14 protein-coding genes and 2 pseudogenes are annotated in these 15,610 nt (G+C 49.4%); 9 read left to right on the forward strand and 7 right to left on the reverse strand.

Going from position 1 to position 15,610, the window contains the following annotated elements:
- Nucleotides 1-5: 5 nt before the first annotated feature.
- The 6 genes and pseudogenes from I2G69_RS04570 to I2G69_RS04595 form a co-directional block, all read right to left on the reverse strand.
- On the reverse strand, nt 6-2,210 hold the full coding sequence (locus I2G69_RS04570; RefSeq protein ID WP_195560306.1) for a C40 family peptidase: 2,205 nt from the start codon (nt 2,208-2,210) through the stop codon (nt 6-8).
- Nucleotides 2,210-3,130 (reverse strand): DNA-methyltransferase, encoded by a 921-nt coding sequence (locus I2G69_RS14170; protein ID WP_243254827.1) that lies wholly within the window; start codon nt 3,128-3,130, stop codon nt 2,210-2,212. The genes I2G69_RS04570 and I2G69_RS14170 overlap by 1 nt, the downstream gene beginning before the upstream one ends.
- 14 nt (nt 3,131-3,144) lie before the next feature.
- A pseudogene (locus tag I2G69_RS04580) lies at nt 3,145-4,053 on the reverse strand (VirB4-like conjugal transfer ATPase, CD1110 family); the annotation flags it as partial.
- 314 nt (nt 4,054-4,367) lie between these two features.
- Nucleotides 4,368-4,667 (reverse strand): DUF6050 family protein, encoded by a 300-nt coding sequence (locus I2G69_RS04585; protein ID WP_330610120.1) that lies wholly within the window; start codon nt 4,665-4,667, stop codon nt 4,368-4,370.
- Nucleotides 4,664-4,876 carry a DUF5348 domain-containing protein gene (locus I2G69_RS04590; protein WP_195560307.1) on the reverse strand — a complete coding sequence of 71 codons (213 nt, stop codon included), beginning with the start codon at nt 4,874-4,876 and terminating at the stop codon, nt 4,664-4,666. The genes I2G69_RS04585 and I2G69_RS04590 overlap by 4 nt, the downstream gene beginning before the upstream one ends.
- Nucleotides 4,877-5,072: 196 nt before the next feature.
- A pseudogene (locus tag I2G69_RS04595) lies at nt 5,073-5,318 on the reverse strand (recombinase family protein); the annotation flags it as partial.
- A 101-nt stretch (nt 5,319-5,419) separates the two neighbouring features.
- On the opposite strand from I2G69_RS04595, the gene I2G69_RS04600 reads away from it, so the two are divergent.
- Nucleotides 5,420-5,494, forward strand: a complete 75-nt coding sequence (locus I2G69_RS04600) for a 4Fe-4S binding protein (RefSeq protein ID WP_442858883.1) — start codon at nt 5,420-5,422, stop codon at nt 5,492-5,494.
- Nucleotides 5,495-6,314: 820 nt separating this feature from the next.
- Here the strand turns inward: I2G69_RS04600 and I2G69_RS04605 are convergent.
- Nucleotides 6,315-7,118 carry a LysR family transcriptional regulator gene (locus tag I2G69_RS04605; protein WP_195560309.1) on the reverse strand — a complete coding sequence of 268 codons (804 nt, stop codon included), beginning with the start codon at nt 7,116-7,118 and terminating at the stop codon, nt 6,315-6,317.
- A gap of 144 nt (nt 7,119-7,262) precedes the next feature.
- Between I2G69_RS04605 and I2G69_RS04610 the strand changes: the two genes are divergently transcribed.
- The 8 genes from I2G69_RS04610 to I2G69_RS04645 all read left to right on the forward strand — a co-directional run bounded on the left by I2G69_RS04610 (nt 7,263) and on the right by I2G69_RS04645 (nt 15,556).
- Nucleotides 7,263-8,399, forward strand: a complete 1,137-nt coding sequence (locus I2G69_RS04610; RefSeq protein WP_191395501.1) for a linear amide C-N hydrolase — start codon at nt 7,263-7,265, stop codon at nt 8,397-8,399.
- Between the two features lie 18 nt (nt 8,400-8,417).
- Nucleotides 8,418-9,785, forward strand: a complete 1,368-nt coding sequence (locus I2G69_RS04615) for a phenylacetate--CoA ligase family protein (RefSeq protein WP_195560310.1) — start codon at nt 8,418-8,420, stop codon at nt 9,783-9,785.
- Nucleotides 9,782-10,537, forward strand: coding sequence for an ABC transporter ATP-binding protein (locus I2G69_RS04620; RefSeq protein ID WP_087233109.1), 756 nt, complete (start codon nt 9,782-9,784; stop codon nt 10,535-10,537). Before I2G69_RS04615 ends, I2G69_RS04620 begins: the two co-directional genes overlap by 4 nt.
- 13 nt (nt 10,538-10,550) lie before the next feature.
- A complete protein-coding gene (locus I2G69_RS04625; RefSeq protein ID WP_195560311.1) occupies nt 10,551-12,902 on the forward strand; it encodes an FtsX-like permease family protein in 2,352 nt (783 codons plus the stop codon).
- 119 nt (nt 12,903-13,021) lie between these two features.
- Nucleotides 13,022-13,792, forward strand: coding sequence for an SDR family NAD(P)-dependent oxidoreductase (locus tag I2G69_RS04630; RefSeq protein WP_087233112.1), 771 nt, complete (start codon nt 13,022-13,024; stop codon nt 13,790-13,792).
- A gap of 45 nt (nt 13,793-13,837) precedes the next feature.
- A complete protein-coding gene (locus I2G69_RS04635) occupies nt 13,838-14,419 on the forward strand; it encodes a cyclophilin-like fold protein (RefSeq protein WP_191405732.1) in 582 nt (193 codons plus the stop codon).
- Between the two features lies 1 nt (nt 14,420).
- Complete coding sequence (locus tag I2G69_RS04640; protein WP_191363060.1) at nt 14,421-14,669, forward strand: hypothetical protein; 249 nt, start codon at nt 14,421-14,423, stop codon at nt 14,667-14,669.
- Between the two features lie 20 nt (nt 14,670-14,689).
- Nucleotides 14,690-15,556: a DUF3737 family protein gene (locus I2G69_RS04645; protein ID WP_087233118.1), complete on the forward strand. Its 867-nt coding sequence runs from the start codon at nt 14,690-14,692 to the stop codon at nt 15,554-15,556.
- Nucleotides 15,557-15,610 lie beyond the last annotated feature (54 nt).

Here is a 15,610-nt window from a genome sequence, read left to right on the forward strand (position 1 = left end):
TTCAGTTAATAGTTGGGTCTTCCAAAGGCGTAAAAGTGAGACTGCCAGTAGGAAGTGTTGATGGATGTGTACTGGATGGGATCGCCGCAGTGCAACATCACATTGTCGCCCACATAGATGCCCACATGGGAAACGCCCGGTGTGTCGTATGTGCCGACAAAGAAGACAAGATCCCCCGGCTTCACATCGGCGCTGGAAACAGGCGAACAGACATTGTAAAGTCCCTGCGCACCCAGCCGCCCGGTGTTGATAAGTCCGCTGTTTGTGAGGACATAGCTGACGAATCCCGAACAGTCAAAGGAAGTGGACGGGTTTGAACCGCCCCAAACATACGGGTAGCCGAGATATTTTTCTGCCTCTGCGATGAGGGTGGCGAACTTCTCGTCTGTCAGATACGCCGCATTGACCGTGTAGTCATCGGGTGGGTTTTCAATGTACTTGTCCACATAGCCGGAGCCGGGGAACAAATCCTCACGGTTGCCCAGCGTTGACATATAGGCTGAGTACATGGAGAGCTGGTCTTCATTCATGATGTACACAGGTAAATGGGAAAGGTCAAAGTTTTCCAGCGTAACGGTACAGATGTAGTAGTTGTATGGGACTTCGACCTCATAGGTATAAGTTTCTGTGCTGGTTTCACCGGTTTCGGGATCGGTGACAGTCGTTGTCCCGGTACGGGTCTCTGTCCGGTAGCGTACCTCAACCTCCACATCTTCGGTGAGGATGTATTGCCGGTCAAAGAGCGTTTGAAGAAGCCCCTGAACTTCGTCCAGCGTGAACTCTCCCTCATTGAAGGAGGATAGAATGGAGATCAGCACATAGGGATCGTGCTCAATCGTATCAAGGTCAAAGTGGTACTCATCGTAGTCGTGCGTGCTCTCGTAGTTATCCAGATACGATTGCAGCTCCGCCTCCATCTGACAATACTGCGCCTCCGCGCCGGTCATGGCATCGTCCTCACTGAGGTAGGAAGTGGCGATGACAGACGAAGTGGTAGAGGTGAACATTGCCGTGCAGGAGCTAATCCCAGCAGACAACAGGATCAGAATCATCAAGCCAGCTCCCAGCCAAGCAAAGACCTTTTTGTTCTTGGCGATAAAGTCCTTGACCTTATCCGACGCTTTCTCTCGGACGGTTTTAGCGGTGGACTTGGTGGCGGTGGAGGCCGTTTGCGCCCCGGCCTTGCGAGCCGCAGCGTATTCCTTCTTGATGTGCTGCTTCTGGTAGTGCTTATTCATATTGGCACGGGAAGTCTTCATCTCAGGGTTTTCGGCGACCGTCTTCTCAAAATGGAGCTTCCGATCAGCGGCCTCGGCCTTCTGCTCCAGCTTGGACACCTTCTCGAACGGCTTGTTTGCACTGCGCTCTGTGTGATGCTGGTAGTGGCGGACAACGGACTCGGCGGCAATCTCTGTCTTATGGGAGGCTTCCACACCGGAGTTTTCCTGCTCAACCTCATGGATTTTGCCGTGAATGCCAGAGGCAAGAGTATCGCCGACCTTACGGACGGTCTTGTCTGCCTCAAACTGCAATTTGCTCTGTCCCTTGGGGACTTTCAGCTCGTCTTCAAAGTAGAGGCGGGTTTTGCCTTTACCGGTTTCCTCGTCAAAGACGCGCTCTTTTTTCAGCACCTTCTTGGTGGGCAGCTTCTCACGGGCGGCATCCAGACGCTCATGCGCCTTCTGAGATTTTCGCTCCAACCGTTCAATCCGCCGGGAAGCTGGGGCATCGCCGTCAAGGTCCGGCATCTCTGCGGAGGTTTCCGCCGCTCTTTCCAGAACGGACTCTCCATCAATCTGCCTTTCAGCGCGAGGCCTGCTGACCTTGCCGGTGACAGCGGTATCGGCAAATGCTTTTCCGTAGTCAACGGAATGGGTGCGGTATGTCTCAGAGTACAGAGTGTGAGATGTGGGATCATCGCTGACGGGCAGATCACCCGGCTTGTACTCTTGCGCCGCATCTGCGGACTGTGTTTCGGCCTGAGCCTGACTCTCTGCGTCTTCCAGCTCATCAGGACGAAGCTGCCGCCGCTTCCTGACCTCTTCGGTCAGATCACCGGTTTCTGCGTCATGAGGCGCGACAAGCTGGGCATCTTCAAGGCGCTTCGACACCTTTTCCGAAGTGCCTTCCGTGAGGTTTTCTTCCACAGCGCCGTCTCTGGTCATCCGCAGGACAACCCGGTCTTTGGGCTTCAATTCATCATGAGGCATCAGATTTCACCTCCAATCCGCGCCTCGGCAAGTTCTTTGTATTCAGGGTTTAACTCAATCCCGACATAGTGCCGGTCAAGCTGCTTTGCGACCATACCGGTTGTACCGCTGCCCATGAAGGGATCAAGGACAACGCCGCCTTTTGGGCATCCGGCGAGAAGACAGGTTTCCACCAACTTCGGCGGATAGGCGGCATAGTGACCGCCTTTGAAGGGGACAGTATTGATAATCCAGACATCCCGCTTGTTACGCAGCGGGTTTATCATGTCATCGGTGATCTCGCCATGTTCCCGGCATAGATTGATGGTCTGCTGCTTCGCCTGTCCGGGAATCGGTTCCCCGTATTTGTTGCTTCCTTTAACTCCGCGCTTGAGCCTGCTCGCTGTTCCGGGAGCAATCGGCTCGGAGATTGCCCGGTAGGCGGCATAAGCAGGGATGAACTTGCCAAACTCCTGAATGGTGCGGACATCCTTGGTGCGCATATCCGATACCATGTCAATCAGCTCGGCCATCGTCAGCAGATCCTCAATCATGCTGTCATACTTCTCCTTGGGGATGGTGACAAAATCGTCCTCATCCTCGTCTTCCTCATCCATATCAAAGGCGGAAGGCGTGCCGGACACACGGTAGATGTGCTCTTTCTCCTGAATGGAGTCGAGAATACCGGCGATAACCTCCGTTGCCTCATCGGCGCACTCGGCGATTTCCTCGCGGACATGGAGGTAAGCGCGGTGGTGCTTTTTCAGCTCGTCCTCCTTGCGGATCAGGTTGACCAGCTCCACGGTCAGCCCCATCAAGCCAAAGAAGCTGTCCATGCCATCCTTGACCTCACGGAAGCTCATCTCAACCGGCGTATCGCCGAAAATCTCGGTCATCTCGTCAACGGTGATCTCAAAGTTCTCGTTCATATTCTTTTTCATAAAGGTAGTCCTCCTTAGTTCTGCAAGGTTTCTTCGGGTTTGGTGGTCATGTAACGATAGAGCATCGTGTCCTTCGGGAAGTCATCCTTGAAGGGGACGATGGTGGAGCCGTAGAAGATCAAACCTTCACCGGCGTTGGAATTGGTGATGTAGTTCTGCTGGCTGGGCGAGATGTTCAGCGCCTTGGACAAAATCTGCCGGTCGCCGCTTGCCTGGTTCAGAAGGTAAACGAAGTCGGAGTTCTCAAAGATGTTTTCAATCTCACGGGAAGCCAGCAAATCCTTGACATTCTGCGTGATGCCGGTCGGAATCCCGCCCCATTTTCTGAACCGCTTCCAGATTTCGACGGAATAGGCGGCTGTCTGCTCTTCCTTGAGCAGAAGGTGGAACTCGTCCATGTAGTAGCGCGTCGCCTTGTGCTGGGCGCGGTTGATGGTCACACGGTTCCAGACCTGATCCTGTACAATGAGCATCCCAAGTTTCTTGAGCTGCTTTCCGAGCTGCTTAATGTCATAGCAGACGAAGCGGTTATTCACATCCACATTCGTCCGGTGATTGAAGACATTCAGCGAGCCATGCACATAGATTTCAAGGGCAGTGGCAATCCGCTGTGCCTCCGGCTCACTCTGACTGCGCAGGATGTTGTAGAGGTCTTCGAGAATAGGCATCTTCTCAGGAACCGGATCGGCAAGATAGTCCTGATACACCTTGCGAACGCTGCGGTCGATGATGGTCTTTTCCACCGGTTGCAGCCCGTCCTTGCCGCCCACAATCAGCTCACACATGGAGAGGATGAAATCAGACTTCAAAGTCAGCGGGTTTTCCTCTTCCGAGTAGTTCACATTGATGTCCAGCGGGTTGATGTAGTCGGTGCTCACCGGCGAGATGCGGATGACCTGACCGCCAAGCTTCTGCACAAGGGGATAGGGACATTCCTCGAAGACACAGGTTTGATATTTCCAGTAGGGACGATGGAAGCAGCACGACCGACATTCCGGGCAGATCCCGTCGCATCCGCTGTCATAGTGATTGTGGCCGGGAACCTCCTTCATGAGGGCTTCAAAGGCTTGCAGCTTACCGGCTGTCATGTAGCTCATTTTGTTTTCTCTCCTTTCCTCGCCGCACCGCCGTCATCTGCAAGAGGCAGATTGTTCCAGCTTTCGGGCAACAAAAAAAGAGGGTTTGCTTCATGCTCCGAATTGGAGAATGAAACAAACCCTCTTAGCTTTTCAGATATTCAGATGATTTCTCGGATGGTATGGATGATGCCGAGCAGCAGCCCGACAATCAGGGCGAGTCCTCCGATAAGACCGCCGATGATGATGTTGAGTGCGAAGATTCCTACCGTACCGGATATGCCGTACCCGAAAGGAACGAGCCAGAGACACATCCTGCGGATGCCGAACGGGAAGCCGACGCAAAGCCACATCAGGAAGTAGTCACACACGCCGTCCGCCATATAGATCGGCTTGAAGAATGCGGCAAGGCAAAGAGCAATCAGAAGAGGAAGCAGCACTTCCTTGAGAAAAGTCTTCACATCCTCACCCTCAATCCCTGCAAATCGTCCGTGCGGATGCCGACGAGATACCAGTCCGCAGCCATCTCGATCCGGGTGGGTTTCCACTTGCCCCCGACCATGACATCGAAGCATTCCCCGCAGTGCAGACCGCCGTAGTAGCAGTCAAGGTCAAAGCGAATGTCGTATCGATCCGTTGCGTTGTCATAAACCAAAGTTCCCTGTTTCATGTTGGACTCCTTTCGTTGTGGACAGCGCAACGGGAAGGGCTTATGCAGTGTACCTCCATAGCCACCGCCAGCCGGTTTTGATCCGGTGCGCCGATTGTTGAGCGATTGTTCCTCTTTCAGGTCAAAAAAGAAGGGACTAAGCCAGAATCCCTTGATTTTCAAGGTCTTTCTGATTTAGTCCCATTATCTCACAACAATCTTTGATAACAATGGCCTCCACTCGTCCGGCCTCGACTTCCTCCATCATCGCCAGAAAGCCGGGACGGTCAAAGCGGGTTCCCGATACGCCGTCATCGGTGAAGTGGGTAGGGTTTGGCAGCCCATTCCTGCGGGCAAACTCCTCTAACATCTGCTTTTGATGGCTTATGGAGTTGCTCTCGCCCTGTAATTCATCATCGCGGCTCAACCGCTCATACAGTGGGGTGATTTTCTCGTTTCTCATGGCTGTACCTCCTGAAATGAAAATACTCTAAGTGACTGCTTCACTAACCATGACAAAAACCATGATTAAGAAGTCACTTAGAGCATACATCTCCTGCTGCGATTTGGCAAGAGCACTGCCTGCATTGCGGAAATTGCTTGTCGAGTTGTCCGCAAAAGGCGATTATCCGGAGGTGAAATGGCGTAGCCCGAACAAAGCTGTATGTCATGAAGTTCCTTGCCTTAAGAGTAGGGGATGGATTCGGAACAAAGGATTCCCATAAGGAGGAATAAACAGCGATTGTTTTTCCCGTTTTTCATATCTGCACGGAAAATATGCCTACGCGGAATTTTTAAAGGTGCAGGATACTTACTTGAAGAAAGCCTTCGAAAAAAGATCCTGGAGCTCGCTGGGGGAAGGCCATCCAAGGGGATTTTTGGGAAGTGTTACACCCTGTAATGTAATGCGATCTGCAACGGCAAGAACAGCCTGAGATACAGTGGTTTCTGTTCGGATTATGGCAAATGGCTGACTCGCCATGCTTCAAAGCATGGTAAGGGCCTAATACACTTTGTGCTTGCTTTTCCCAAAGCCCCCTTATGGCCCCCATTCCACAGGCAGTTTATGCGTTCTGGTAGGCAAAGTTTTTTCCAAGCAAAATATACTGGGGTATTTGGTTTTATGCGAAGCATCGGAGTTATTTGGAAATTATAGAACATCATGTTGTTAGAAGGAAGTGCGCCACAATGACACATGAAGAACAGAGGGTCTATCTGATTCAAGAGTTATTGGCAGAAGAAAGATATAAAAATATATCTATCCCTGTGGACGAGAAAGAGCAGAAAGATTTGCTACGTAGTTTGATGAATGTGCGTATGCCAAAGCCCCTTAGTCAGGATTTTTTTAAAATACAAGATAAATACTTGCAAACAGAGCGGGACATGCGGGGGATCATTGAAAGCGAAGAGTTGCCTTCTATCCCTGGAGATCCCCGTATGGTTTTGTGGCAGGGGGATATTACAACGCTAAAGGTGGATGCAATTGTAAATGCTGCAAATAGTGCGTTACTTGGCTGTTTCCGCCCTCTCCACACCTGCATTGATATCCTAATCCTTCATCGACCAAAAGGGAAGCGTTGAATACCAGGTTATAGGTGGCTACAATGTTCAATTTGGAGGCCTCCCGTTTTAGCCAACCGCCTAAATAGGTATCATCGCCTTTTTGATGGGAAGTAATCAAAGGCTTGTCCCACAAATCCTCTGGGGAAATGCTTTCTTTTTGTGCCAAAGGAGAATCCTTGCGCATCAGTACGCCCCATGTATCCTTTACAGGGACCGGAATGGCCTCATATTTCTGTGAATCAACTTGGCTGAACAATAGCCCAAAGTCAATCAGCCCCTTATCCAGATATTCGAGCACATGTTCTGCATTGCCGCTGGTAATGTGATAATGAATATCCGGGTGCGTTTCTTGTAGCTTTTTTGCAGCTTGGGCGAGCAGGCGCATGACATCTGTTTCACCTGTGCCAATATATACATCCCCCACAATGGTTTCACCAGAGCGGATGATTTCTTCTTCTGTACGCCGCATCAGTGAAAGCATTTCTTCGGCCCGTTTGCGAAGGATCATTCCTTCTTCCGTCAATACGACTTTCCGGGAACCCTTTACGCCGCGGATAAGCAATTGCTTTCCCAATTCCATCTCCATCGCTTTGAGCTGAGTGGATAAAGCTGGTTGTGAGATGTGCAGGGATTCTGCTGCTGCGGTAATATTCTGTTCCCTTGCTACAGCTAAAAAGTATTCCAATAAACGAAATTCCATGTAAATCGCCTCCTATACAAAAGTATAACGTTAAATAATATAAAAATTAATTATGAAAAATAATAAAGAATAAATATTTGATATATAATTAAAAGCTCCGTATACTTGAGTTGTAGAAATGAATTTGAAAAGGAGGCATTTCAGATGAATAGCAGTTATACCCCAAAAAGCTGGATTTTCTGCGTTTCCTTCTTCCTCAGCATAGCAATCCTTTTGACAGGATGTTCAGGGAGGTCAGAAGATCCCATGAAAGATTCGGAAAACAGCAGCACAGCACAAATCATATCGGATACAGAAGAATTAAATCTGGTCTCTCCTACTTCGGAGATTGTTGAGTTGGAGGATGGCTTTTCGACTGTCCGATACGATGGGGATTATGGTTTTGATGGCTTCCTTGCCCAAGGCGGAGCTTCTTCCGATGGAGAAGTAATAGAATATCTTGCCAGCAACCTGCTTTCTGATTTGAATTTGGGGGACTTGCTAGGAGGGCTTTTTGGATGCAGTACCATTGCCGTGCAAAGCCCAGAAGGCAACGCCTTGTTTGGCCGCAATTTTGATTGGGAAAACTGTGCAGCTATGGTTGTGGAATCCCATCCTGAAAATGGGTATGCATCCCTTTCTACCGTGAACATGGATTTTATCACCCAAAATGTAGGAGGTGGCATGGTAGGTATGGCCCTAAATATGGATGCGGTCAAAACACTTGCCGCCTTGTATGCTCCGCTGGACGGGATGAATGAAGCTGGCTTGGCAGTTTCGGTGAATATGATTCAAGATCGTTCCACCATTGAGCAGGATACGGACAAGCCGGACATTACCACCACAACGGCGATCCGCTTGTTATTAGACCATGCCGGGAGTGTGGATGAAGCATTGGAACTACTAGAGCAATATGACCTGCATGGTTCTATGGGGATGATGATCCATTTCGCGATAGCAGATTCTGCGGGCCGAAGCGTGGCGGTAGAGTATGTGAATCAAGAAATGGCCGTTACAGAGACGCCGGTGCTGACAAATTTTTATCTAGCGGAAGGGGAGAAACAAGGCATTGGAACCCAACAATCCCATGAAAGGTATGATATCCTGCTGGATCAGTTGGAAGAAACCCCTCGGATGGGGATGGAAGACGTTCGGGATGCCTTAGACAGCGTGAGCAAGGATAATTTCGGTGAATTTGAATCCACCGAATGGAGCATCGTCATGAACTTGTCTGACGGGGAAGCCCGGTATTATCATCGGGAAAACTACAGCCAAAACTACACGTTCCGGTTGGAAGCTTGATAAAAAGGAGCAATGAATATGGACTATCTGAAAACACTGAGGGATTTGTTTGCCTTTATGAAAAATACCCGTTTGTCAGAAACACAAATGAGGGAGCTGCAAAATCAAAAACTCCGGGCATTGCTCCATTTTGTTTGGGAACGTTCCGCTTTTTACCGGCACACCTTTGAAGAGGCAGGCATCACAGAAAAACAGCTGGACAGGCTGCCCCTATCCGCGTTCCCCACTATAGACAAAACCATTTTGATGGAGCATTTTGAGGAGCTCATCACGATACCGGGGCTGAACCAAGAGCAACTGCGGAAATTTGATGCAGAAAACACGGCGGACCGCCGCCCCTATTTAGGGAAATACCATGTAGTTCATTCTTCGGGCAGTACAGGAAAACCCGGATATTTTATTTATGATGAAGCTGCTTGGCATACGATGTTGCTTGGTATTATCCGAGGCGCCTTGTGGAATATGACCATCCTACAGATCCTAAAATTGTTGGCGGGAAGGCCCCGGATTATTTACATAGCTGCCACAGATGGACGTTATGGAGGGGCTATGGCGGTAGGGGATGGCATTGACGGCGTGGGGGCAAAACAGATGTATCTGGATATCAAGACCCCCTTGGATGATTGGATCGATAGCGTACATAAATTTCAGCCGAATATAATCATCGGCTATCCGTCCGCTATTAAGATTTTGGCGGAATTCGTAGAGGATGGAAAGGTACAGGTGCAAATCAAACGGGTTATCTCCTGTGGGGAACCTTTAGGCAGCGGCTTGCGGAAATTCCTTGAAAGAAGCTTTAAATGCCCCGTCATCAATATCTATGGGGCCAGTGAATCCCTGGCCCTTGGCGTAGAGACCGGGACGGAAGATGGTATGCTGCTGTTTGATGACCTGAATATTATTGAAGTGGAAAATGGCGTTATGTACCTTACAAGCCTTTATAATTTTGCGCAGCCGCTTATCCGCTACCGGCTTTCAGATCATCTAGTGCTTAAAGAGCCCATGCCGGGCAGCCCGTTTAGCCGTGCTGAAATTCTACTGGGGAGAAATGAAGATCTGCTGTGGTTCGAAGATACCGCTGGGCGTCGGGATTTCTTGCATCCCCTAGCAGTAGAAGGATTCTGTATCGAGGGTTTGCTTGATTATCAATTTCGACAAACAGCACCGGATGCGTTTGAAATGCTCGCGGAGGCCGCTTTCGAAGAGCGAAAGCCTGCTATTGAAGCGGAAATCCTCCGGCAGATGAAGGGAATCTTGCAAGGGAAACATCTCGGGTATGTACAATTCTATGTGCGGTTTGTAGACGCGATCCTGCCCAATCCTGAAACAGGGAAAAAGTCCATGATTGTCTCAACCATCCAAACGGAAATGGAGGAGGCCGTATGAAAGAAGCGTTGCTCACAGCAAAGGAAATCGTAAAAACTTATCCCGATAGGCAGGAACCGATACTCAACCGGATTAGCATAGAAATCTATCAGGGAGATTTTACCATCATTATGGGACCGTCTGGGGCCGGCAAATCCACCCTCCTCTATGCTCTTAGTGGCATGGATACGCTTAGTAGCGGAAAAGTGCTGTACCGGGATCAGGAACTGGGAACCCTTTCGGAAAAAAGGATGGCCTCATTGCGGGCCAGGGAATTTGGCTTTGTGTTTCAACAGACATATTTGGTGAGTAACCTGACCTTGTTTGAAAATGTAGCGGTAGCCGGATACCTGGAGAAAGGAAAGACTGACAAAGAGGTAAGGGAGCAGGCAGAATCCCTACTAGCTCGGATGCATGTAGAAAGTGCCAAAGACCGCCTGCCCGCCCAAGCTTCCGGAGGCGAGTCCCAGAGGGCGGCCATTGCCAGAGCGATGGTTAACCGGCCGGGATTGCTGTTTGCGGACGAACCCACTGGTGCGCTTAACCGGAGAAATAGCGAAGAAGTCATGGAGCTGCTTACTTCCTTAAATCGGGAAGGGCAAAGTATCCTTATGGTGACCCATGATGTGAAAGCGGCTATCCGGGGAGATCGCATCCTCTATCTGGAAGATGGAAAAATCCTGGATGAAATGCCCTTGCCGCCCTTTGATGCACAAATAGCCAAAGAACGGGAAGAAACAGTCAGCACATGGCTGCGCTCGCTTTCCTGGTAAGGAGGGATGGGAGATGGAAATCAGAACATTACTGAAAGCGAATCTCAAATCCCACCGGGGAACTGTGCTGGGCGTGTTCATTTTGATCCTTTTGGTTTCCTTATCTTTAGGAACCGTCCTGGCAGTAGCCCTAAATTCCAGCCGCTATGTAAACAGCGAAATGAGCCGTCTGGGTTACGGCAATTTGACGGCTTGGGTATCTGGGCTCCCAGATGCCGCCCCTTTGGTGGACGAAATTTCTGCCTTAGATGAGGTGGATTCCGTAGGGGTACAATCCCTTATCTTCTCTGAATATGAAATAGGGACCCAGGAGTCAGATAGTGAAGGGCAGCTGATCACTTATGACCCGGTGCAGTATCCATATAAATTTTTCATGGATAGCTTGTCCAATTATAGCGATGCCCCCATGGGAATCGCACCGGGGGAAATATATGTCCCTGCCTCCATGGCATCCATGTTTGACATCCAGGTCAGGGATACGATTACCTTTCCTATTGCCCGCAGCGGGGGAGATATGGCTTTCACGGTCGCTGGCTTTTTTGAAGACCCCTTTATGGGTAGCTCGATGATCGGGATGAAAGGCTTTCTCATCTGTAGGCAGGACCATGAAGAGATCGCAGGGATGATTCGTGATGCTGGCGCGGACGGCCTGGCGCGTGAAGGGTTTATGCTGCATATTTTCCAGTCAGAGGGAAGCGATTTGGCAGCTTCGCAGTTTAATGCAGTCCTCAATGAAAAAACAAGCTTGCAAGGCTATGTAGAATTCACCCACAGCCGTGAAGCCATTTCCGGTTTTATGCTGACACTACAGAATGTGTTCGCCAGCCTGCTGCTTGCCTTTGTAGCGATCTTGCTTTTGGCATCTATGGCGGTGCTTTCCCACAGCATTGGCAGTACTATCGAACAGGACTATACCAATATGGGGGTTCTCAAAACCTTGGGGGCCACCAGTGGGAAGCTGCGAGGAATACAGCTTTTGCAGTACCTTATTACAGCCTTATGCGGTATGGTGGCGGGGATGCTGCTCTCGCTCCCGGCAACTCGGCTTACTTCCCAGATGACGGTGACAACTACGGGCCTATTGCTTCCTTCCTCACTGCCCATAGGGGACTGCTTAGCGGCTTTGGCAGCGGTCCTTTTTCTGCTGATGGGTTTCGTTTGGCTCTACACCAGGCGGATCAGCCGGATTTCCCCTGTCAGCGCTATCCGGGGGACTTGGAAGGAAGCCCAAAAAAGCAAAAAGGCGGCTTTCCTCATTCAAAAAGAAGGGCTTCCTTTCTGGCTTGCCCTCCGACAGCTTTCCAGCGGTAAGCGCCGGTATATTGGGGCGTGCCTGGTGGCATTGTTGTTGGCCTTTTTCGCCTCTCTTACCGGCCGGGTGGATGCTTGGCTGGGGCCGAATGGCGAGGGATTGATGGATGCATTTAACCCGGCTGATCTGCACATTGCTGTCCAACCTATGGGGGAAACCGGGATGGAAGAGATTGAACAGACCATTGCCAGCTATACAGCTATTACGGATTCCTACATGCTAGGGATGCCCAGCGTTTCTATAAACGGTGTGGATGTAACAGCGAATGTTATCACAGATGCAGAACGGTTCCATCTGCTTTCAGGGCAAACCTGCCGGCAGGTAAATGAAGTAACGCTCACAGAATTTGTAGCCGCAGATTTAGGCGTCTCTGTAGGGGATACGGTTACCATTACAGGCGGCTTGGACAGCAGGGAGTATGTGGTCAGCGGCATTTACCAGTGTGCCAACGATATGGGAGCCAATATCGGTATGAACCGGGCTGGATATGACCTGATTGGAGAGGAATCTCCCACTATGTGGTGTACCCATTATTTCCTGGAAGATTCCTCCCTCCAGCCGGCAATCATGCAGGCCCTTCAAGACACTTATGGCGGGGATGTATACCTGCATGAAAATTCCTGGCCAGGACTTGCAGGAATCCTTACGGCTATGCAGCTTTTGATGATTTTCCTATACGCCATGGTGACCCTTTTCGTGTTGATTGTCACGCTTTTGACCACTGAAAAGCTCCTGCGGGCTGAGAAAAAAGATTTATGCATTTACCGTGCATTGGGATTCTCTACCGTGCAGCTTCGACGCTCTTTTGCCTTGCGTTTTGGAATGATTGCCCTGCTGGGCAGCTTTTTGGGAACCATCTTCAGTGCTTTTCTTACCGACCCGTTGGTGGCAGTGCTCATGCGTCTGGAGGGGATCAGTAATTTTTCTTCTCGTCCAGGAATCTTTACTATATTGCTGCCGGGGGCAGTTGTGGTTATATGGTTCCTTCTGTTTGCTTATCTCGCAGCGGGAAGGATTCGGAGAACGCCTCTCACTTCTTTGATGGAGGAATGAAGGCGTTTCCATTCTATTTTATTATGGAAATCGATAAAACATAAGTATTTGATATTTCTCTTTCCGAACGTTACACTATAGATAGAAAGGGAAACGCAACAAAGAAAAGAGGCTTTTTTATGGAACAACAGATGCTTAAAGATAAAGTCGCCATTATTACTGGTGCAAGCTATGGGATGGGCCGGACGATGGCAGAACTATTTGCAGAAGAAGGTGCGGCGGTAGTTATCACCGCCCGTGGGAAAGAAAAGCTGGATGCTGTTGTAGAAGGTATTCGCGAAAGGGGCGGAAAGGCGGTTGGAATAGTGGCCGATGTCTGTTCCACCGAGGATACCAAGCGGGTATTTGAGACTGCCCTCAAAGAATTTGGGGATGTAGACATCCTTATCAATAATGCCGGGATTGGGGAACAGAAGATCATCGACGAAACCGACGATGACTGGATGATGTACGTGATGAATACCAATTTGGGCGGCCCTATCCGATACATCCGCGAAGCGTTGAAGATTTTCCTACCTAAAAACGATGGGGTCATCATCAATGTATCCTCCGTCAATGGCACTCGCCCCTTCTGTGGGGCTGCTTACACCTCCACCAAAGGAGCCTTGAACACACTGACCAAGAACGTGGCAATCCGCCTTATTGATACCAATATCCGTTGCAATGCGGTGGCACCAGGCGCTACAGTGACTCCGGCACACTTGACAAATAAAGCAGGGGAGCAACCTGGCGGGGCGGAAATGCTCAAGTATAGCGGCCATTTTGTTTACTTCCCTGGTCCAGAATGCGACCCTATGGATCAGGCCTATGCCTGCCTGTATTTGGCTAGCAAGATGGGTTGCCATGTGAAAGGGCAGGTATTGCAGGTTTGTAATGGAGCGTTTCTATAAACAGTAGAATGTTTAAATTTCAATAGAATAAGGAGCTGAAACAGTATGAAAAAACAGTTTGTGGCTGTAATAAGTCTGCTGCTGGTACTCAGCATGGCGATGGCCGGATGCAACAGTTCCTCCGGTTCATCCAATGCGGATTCATCCACAGGGGACAATCGCGTTTCTTCATCTCAGGCGAATAATGTATCCAGTGAGGAGAACGAGAATCCGCCAAGCTCGGATGTCACAGAATTGACGGTTCAGTTTGGTGATCAAGGGGAGCCCTTTGTGATGCATTTGGAGGATAATTCCACAGCTGCGGCCATCGCTGGTTATGTTGGCACTTCTGATTGGCGGCTTCCAGTATATAGCTATGATGAATCCGACGTTATGGAATATTACGATATTCCCAGCCGGTATGAGATCCCTGACAATAGTGAACTCGTAACCCAGGCCCATGCGGGCGATGTGTTTTACTCTGACCCTAACCGTATAGTGCTCTATTATCATGATGCTGTCATCGACGAAGAGTACACGCGGATTGGTACATTTGATCCCACAGAAGAGTTTGTGGATGCCGTAGAGAATAACCCCGTTTTGGAAGGATGGGGAAATCAGATCGTTGTGATCAGCAATGGTGGTTAAAATGCGTAAGGAAAAAGAGAACTCCTCCGATAATCCATACCAGTACAGTTTGAAACAAAATTTGGAAGACGCCGGTTGCAGTGATGAAATGGTACAACAATTTATGGAACTCCGGGACAAAGGCGAAGAAGAAAAACAATTGCTCCTTCTCTCTGGCCATAGAAAAAGCCTGTTAGACCGGCTTCACAGGGAAGAAAAAAAGATAGACTGTTTAGACTATTTAGTTTATCGATTGCAAAAAAGACAATAAGATTTTTAGGAGGTTATCCTATGAGAACCATTCAAAATCAGACTTTTGATGAAGAACGTGCCCTGTATGGCAGCAACGATATTCTGGTGAAAGACTGCTCCTTTGATGGCCCTGCTGATGGGGAAAGTGCTTTTAAAGAGTGCAAAAATGTAGAAGTGGCCCATGGCTTCTTTAATCTGCGCTATCCATTTTGGCATGACCATAACCTTACGATCCGGGATTCAGAGATGACGGAACATTGCAGGGCAGCGCTGTGGTATTCCGACCATATTTCCATTAGGAACACCAAACTTCATGGCATCAAAGCCCTGCGGGAGTGCGCCGATGTAATAATGACAGGATGCGATGTAAATTCCCCGGAATTTGGCTGGTCCGTCCACAATATGGAAATGAAAGACTGCACCGCCGAGAGCGAATATTTTATGATGCGTTCTACAGGCCTACACTTTACAAATGTACGAATGAAGGGCAAATACTCCTTCCAATATATCGAAAATTCTATTTTTGAAAATTGCATCTTCGATACCAAGGACGCTTTCTGGCATGCAAAAAATGTCACCGTCCGCAACAGTATTGTGAAAGGAGAGTATTTGGCTTGGTATTGCGAGAATGTTACCTTTGAAAATTGCAAAATCATCGGTACACAGCCTCTGTGTTATTGCAAAGGATTGAAGCTCATTCATTGCGAAATGATCGGCTGTGATCTGGCCTTTGAACGCAGCGAGGTGGAAGCTACGATTACAACGCCAGTTCTCAGCATAAAAAATCCTTTGTCCGGTCATATCACTGTGCCAGAGGTAGGCGAAATTATCCGGGATCTTGAAGAAGCAAAAGGGACAGTTCAGGTGCAAAAGCCGGGGGCTGGCGGCATCTGTGCCTGTGCGTAATGGAAAGGAAAGGGAGGCCTCATAGTCTCCCTTTTCTGCATAGAGGAGGTATGG

The organism is Anaeromassilibacillus sp. D41t1_190614_C2, assembly GCF_015558525.1.
GTDB classification, from domain to species: Bacteria; Bacillota; Clostridia; order Oscillospirales; family Acutalibacteraceae; genus Anaeromassilibacillus; species Anaeromassilibacillus stercoravium.

What these genes read in the sequence shown, in the direction of transcription:
- I2G69_RS04570 (WP_195560306.1), bottom strand. Translation starts at nt 2,210, where the DNA reads ATGCCTCATGATGAATTGAAGCCCAAAGACCGGGTTGTCCTGCGGATG.
- I2G69_RS14170 (WP_243254827.1), bottom strand. Translation starts at nt 3,130, where the DNA reads ATGAAAAAGAATATGAACGAGAACTTTGAGATCACCGTTGACGAGATG.
- I2G69_RS04590 (WP_195560307.1), bottom strand. Translation starts at nt 4,876, where the DNA reads ATGAAACAGGGAACTTTGGTTTATGACAACGCAACGGATCGATACGAC.
- I2G69_RS04605 (WP_195560309.1), bottom strand. Translation starts at nt 7,118, where the DNA reads ATGGAATTTCGTTTATTGGAATACTTTTTAGCTGTAGCAAGGGAACAG.
- I2G69_RS04610 (WP_191395501.1), top strand. Translation starts at nt 7,263, where the DNA reads ATGAATAGCAGTTATACCCCAAAAAGCTGGATTTTCTGCGTTTCCTTC.
- I2G69_RS04615 (WP_195560310.1), top strand. Translation starts at nt 8,418, where the DNA reads ATGGACTATCTGAAAACACTGAGGGATTTGTTTGCCTTTATGAAAAAT.
- I2G69_RS04620 (WP_087233109.1), top strand. Translation starts at nt 9,782, where the DNA reads ATGAAAGAAGCGTTGCTCACAGCAAAGGAAATCGTAAAAACTTATCCC.
- I2G69_RS04625 (WP_195560311.1), top strand. Translation starts at nt 10,551, where the DNA reads ATGGAAATCAGAACATTACTGAAAGCGAATCTCAAATCCCACCGGGGA.
- I2G69_RS04630 (WP_087233112.1), top strand. Translation starts at nt 13,022, where the DNA reads ATGGAACAACAGATGCTTAAAGATAAAGTCGCCATTATTACTGGTGCA.
- I2G69_RS04635 (WP_191405732.1), top strand. Translation starts at nt 13,838, where the DNA reads ATGAAAAAACAGTTTGTGGCTGTAATAAGTCTGCTGCTGGTACTCAGC.
- I2G69_RS04640 (WP_191363060.1), top strand. Translation starts at nt 14,421, where the DNA reads ATGCGTAAGGAAAAAGAGAACTCCTCCGATAATCCATACCAGTACAGT.
- I2G69_RS04645 (WP_087233118.1), top strand. Translation starts at nt 14,690, where the DNA reads ATGAGAACCATTCAAAATCAGACTTTTGATGAAGAACGTGCCCTGTAT.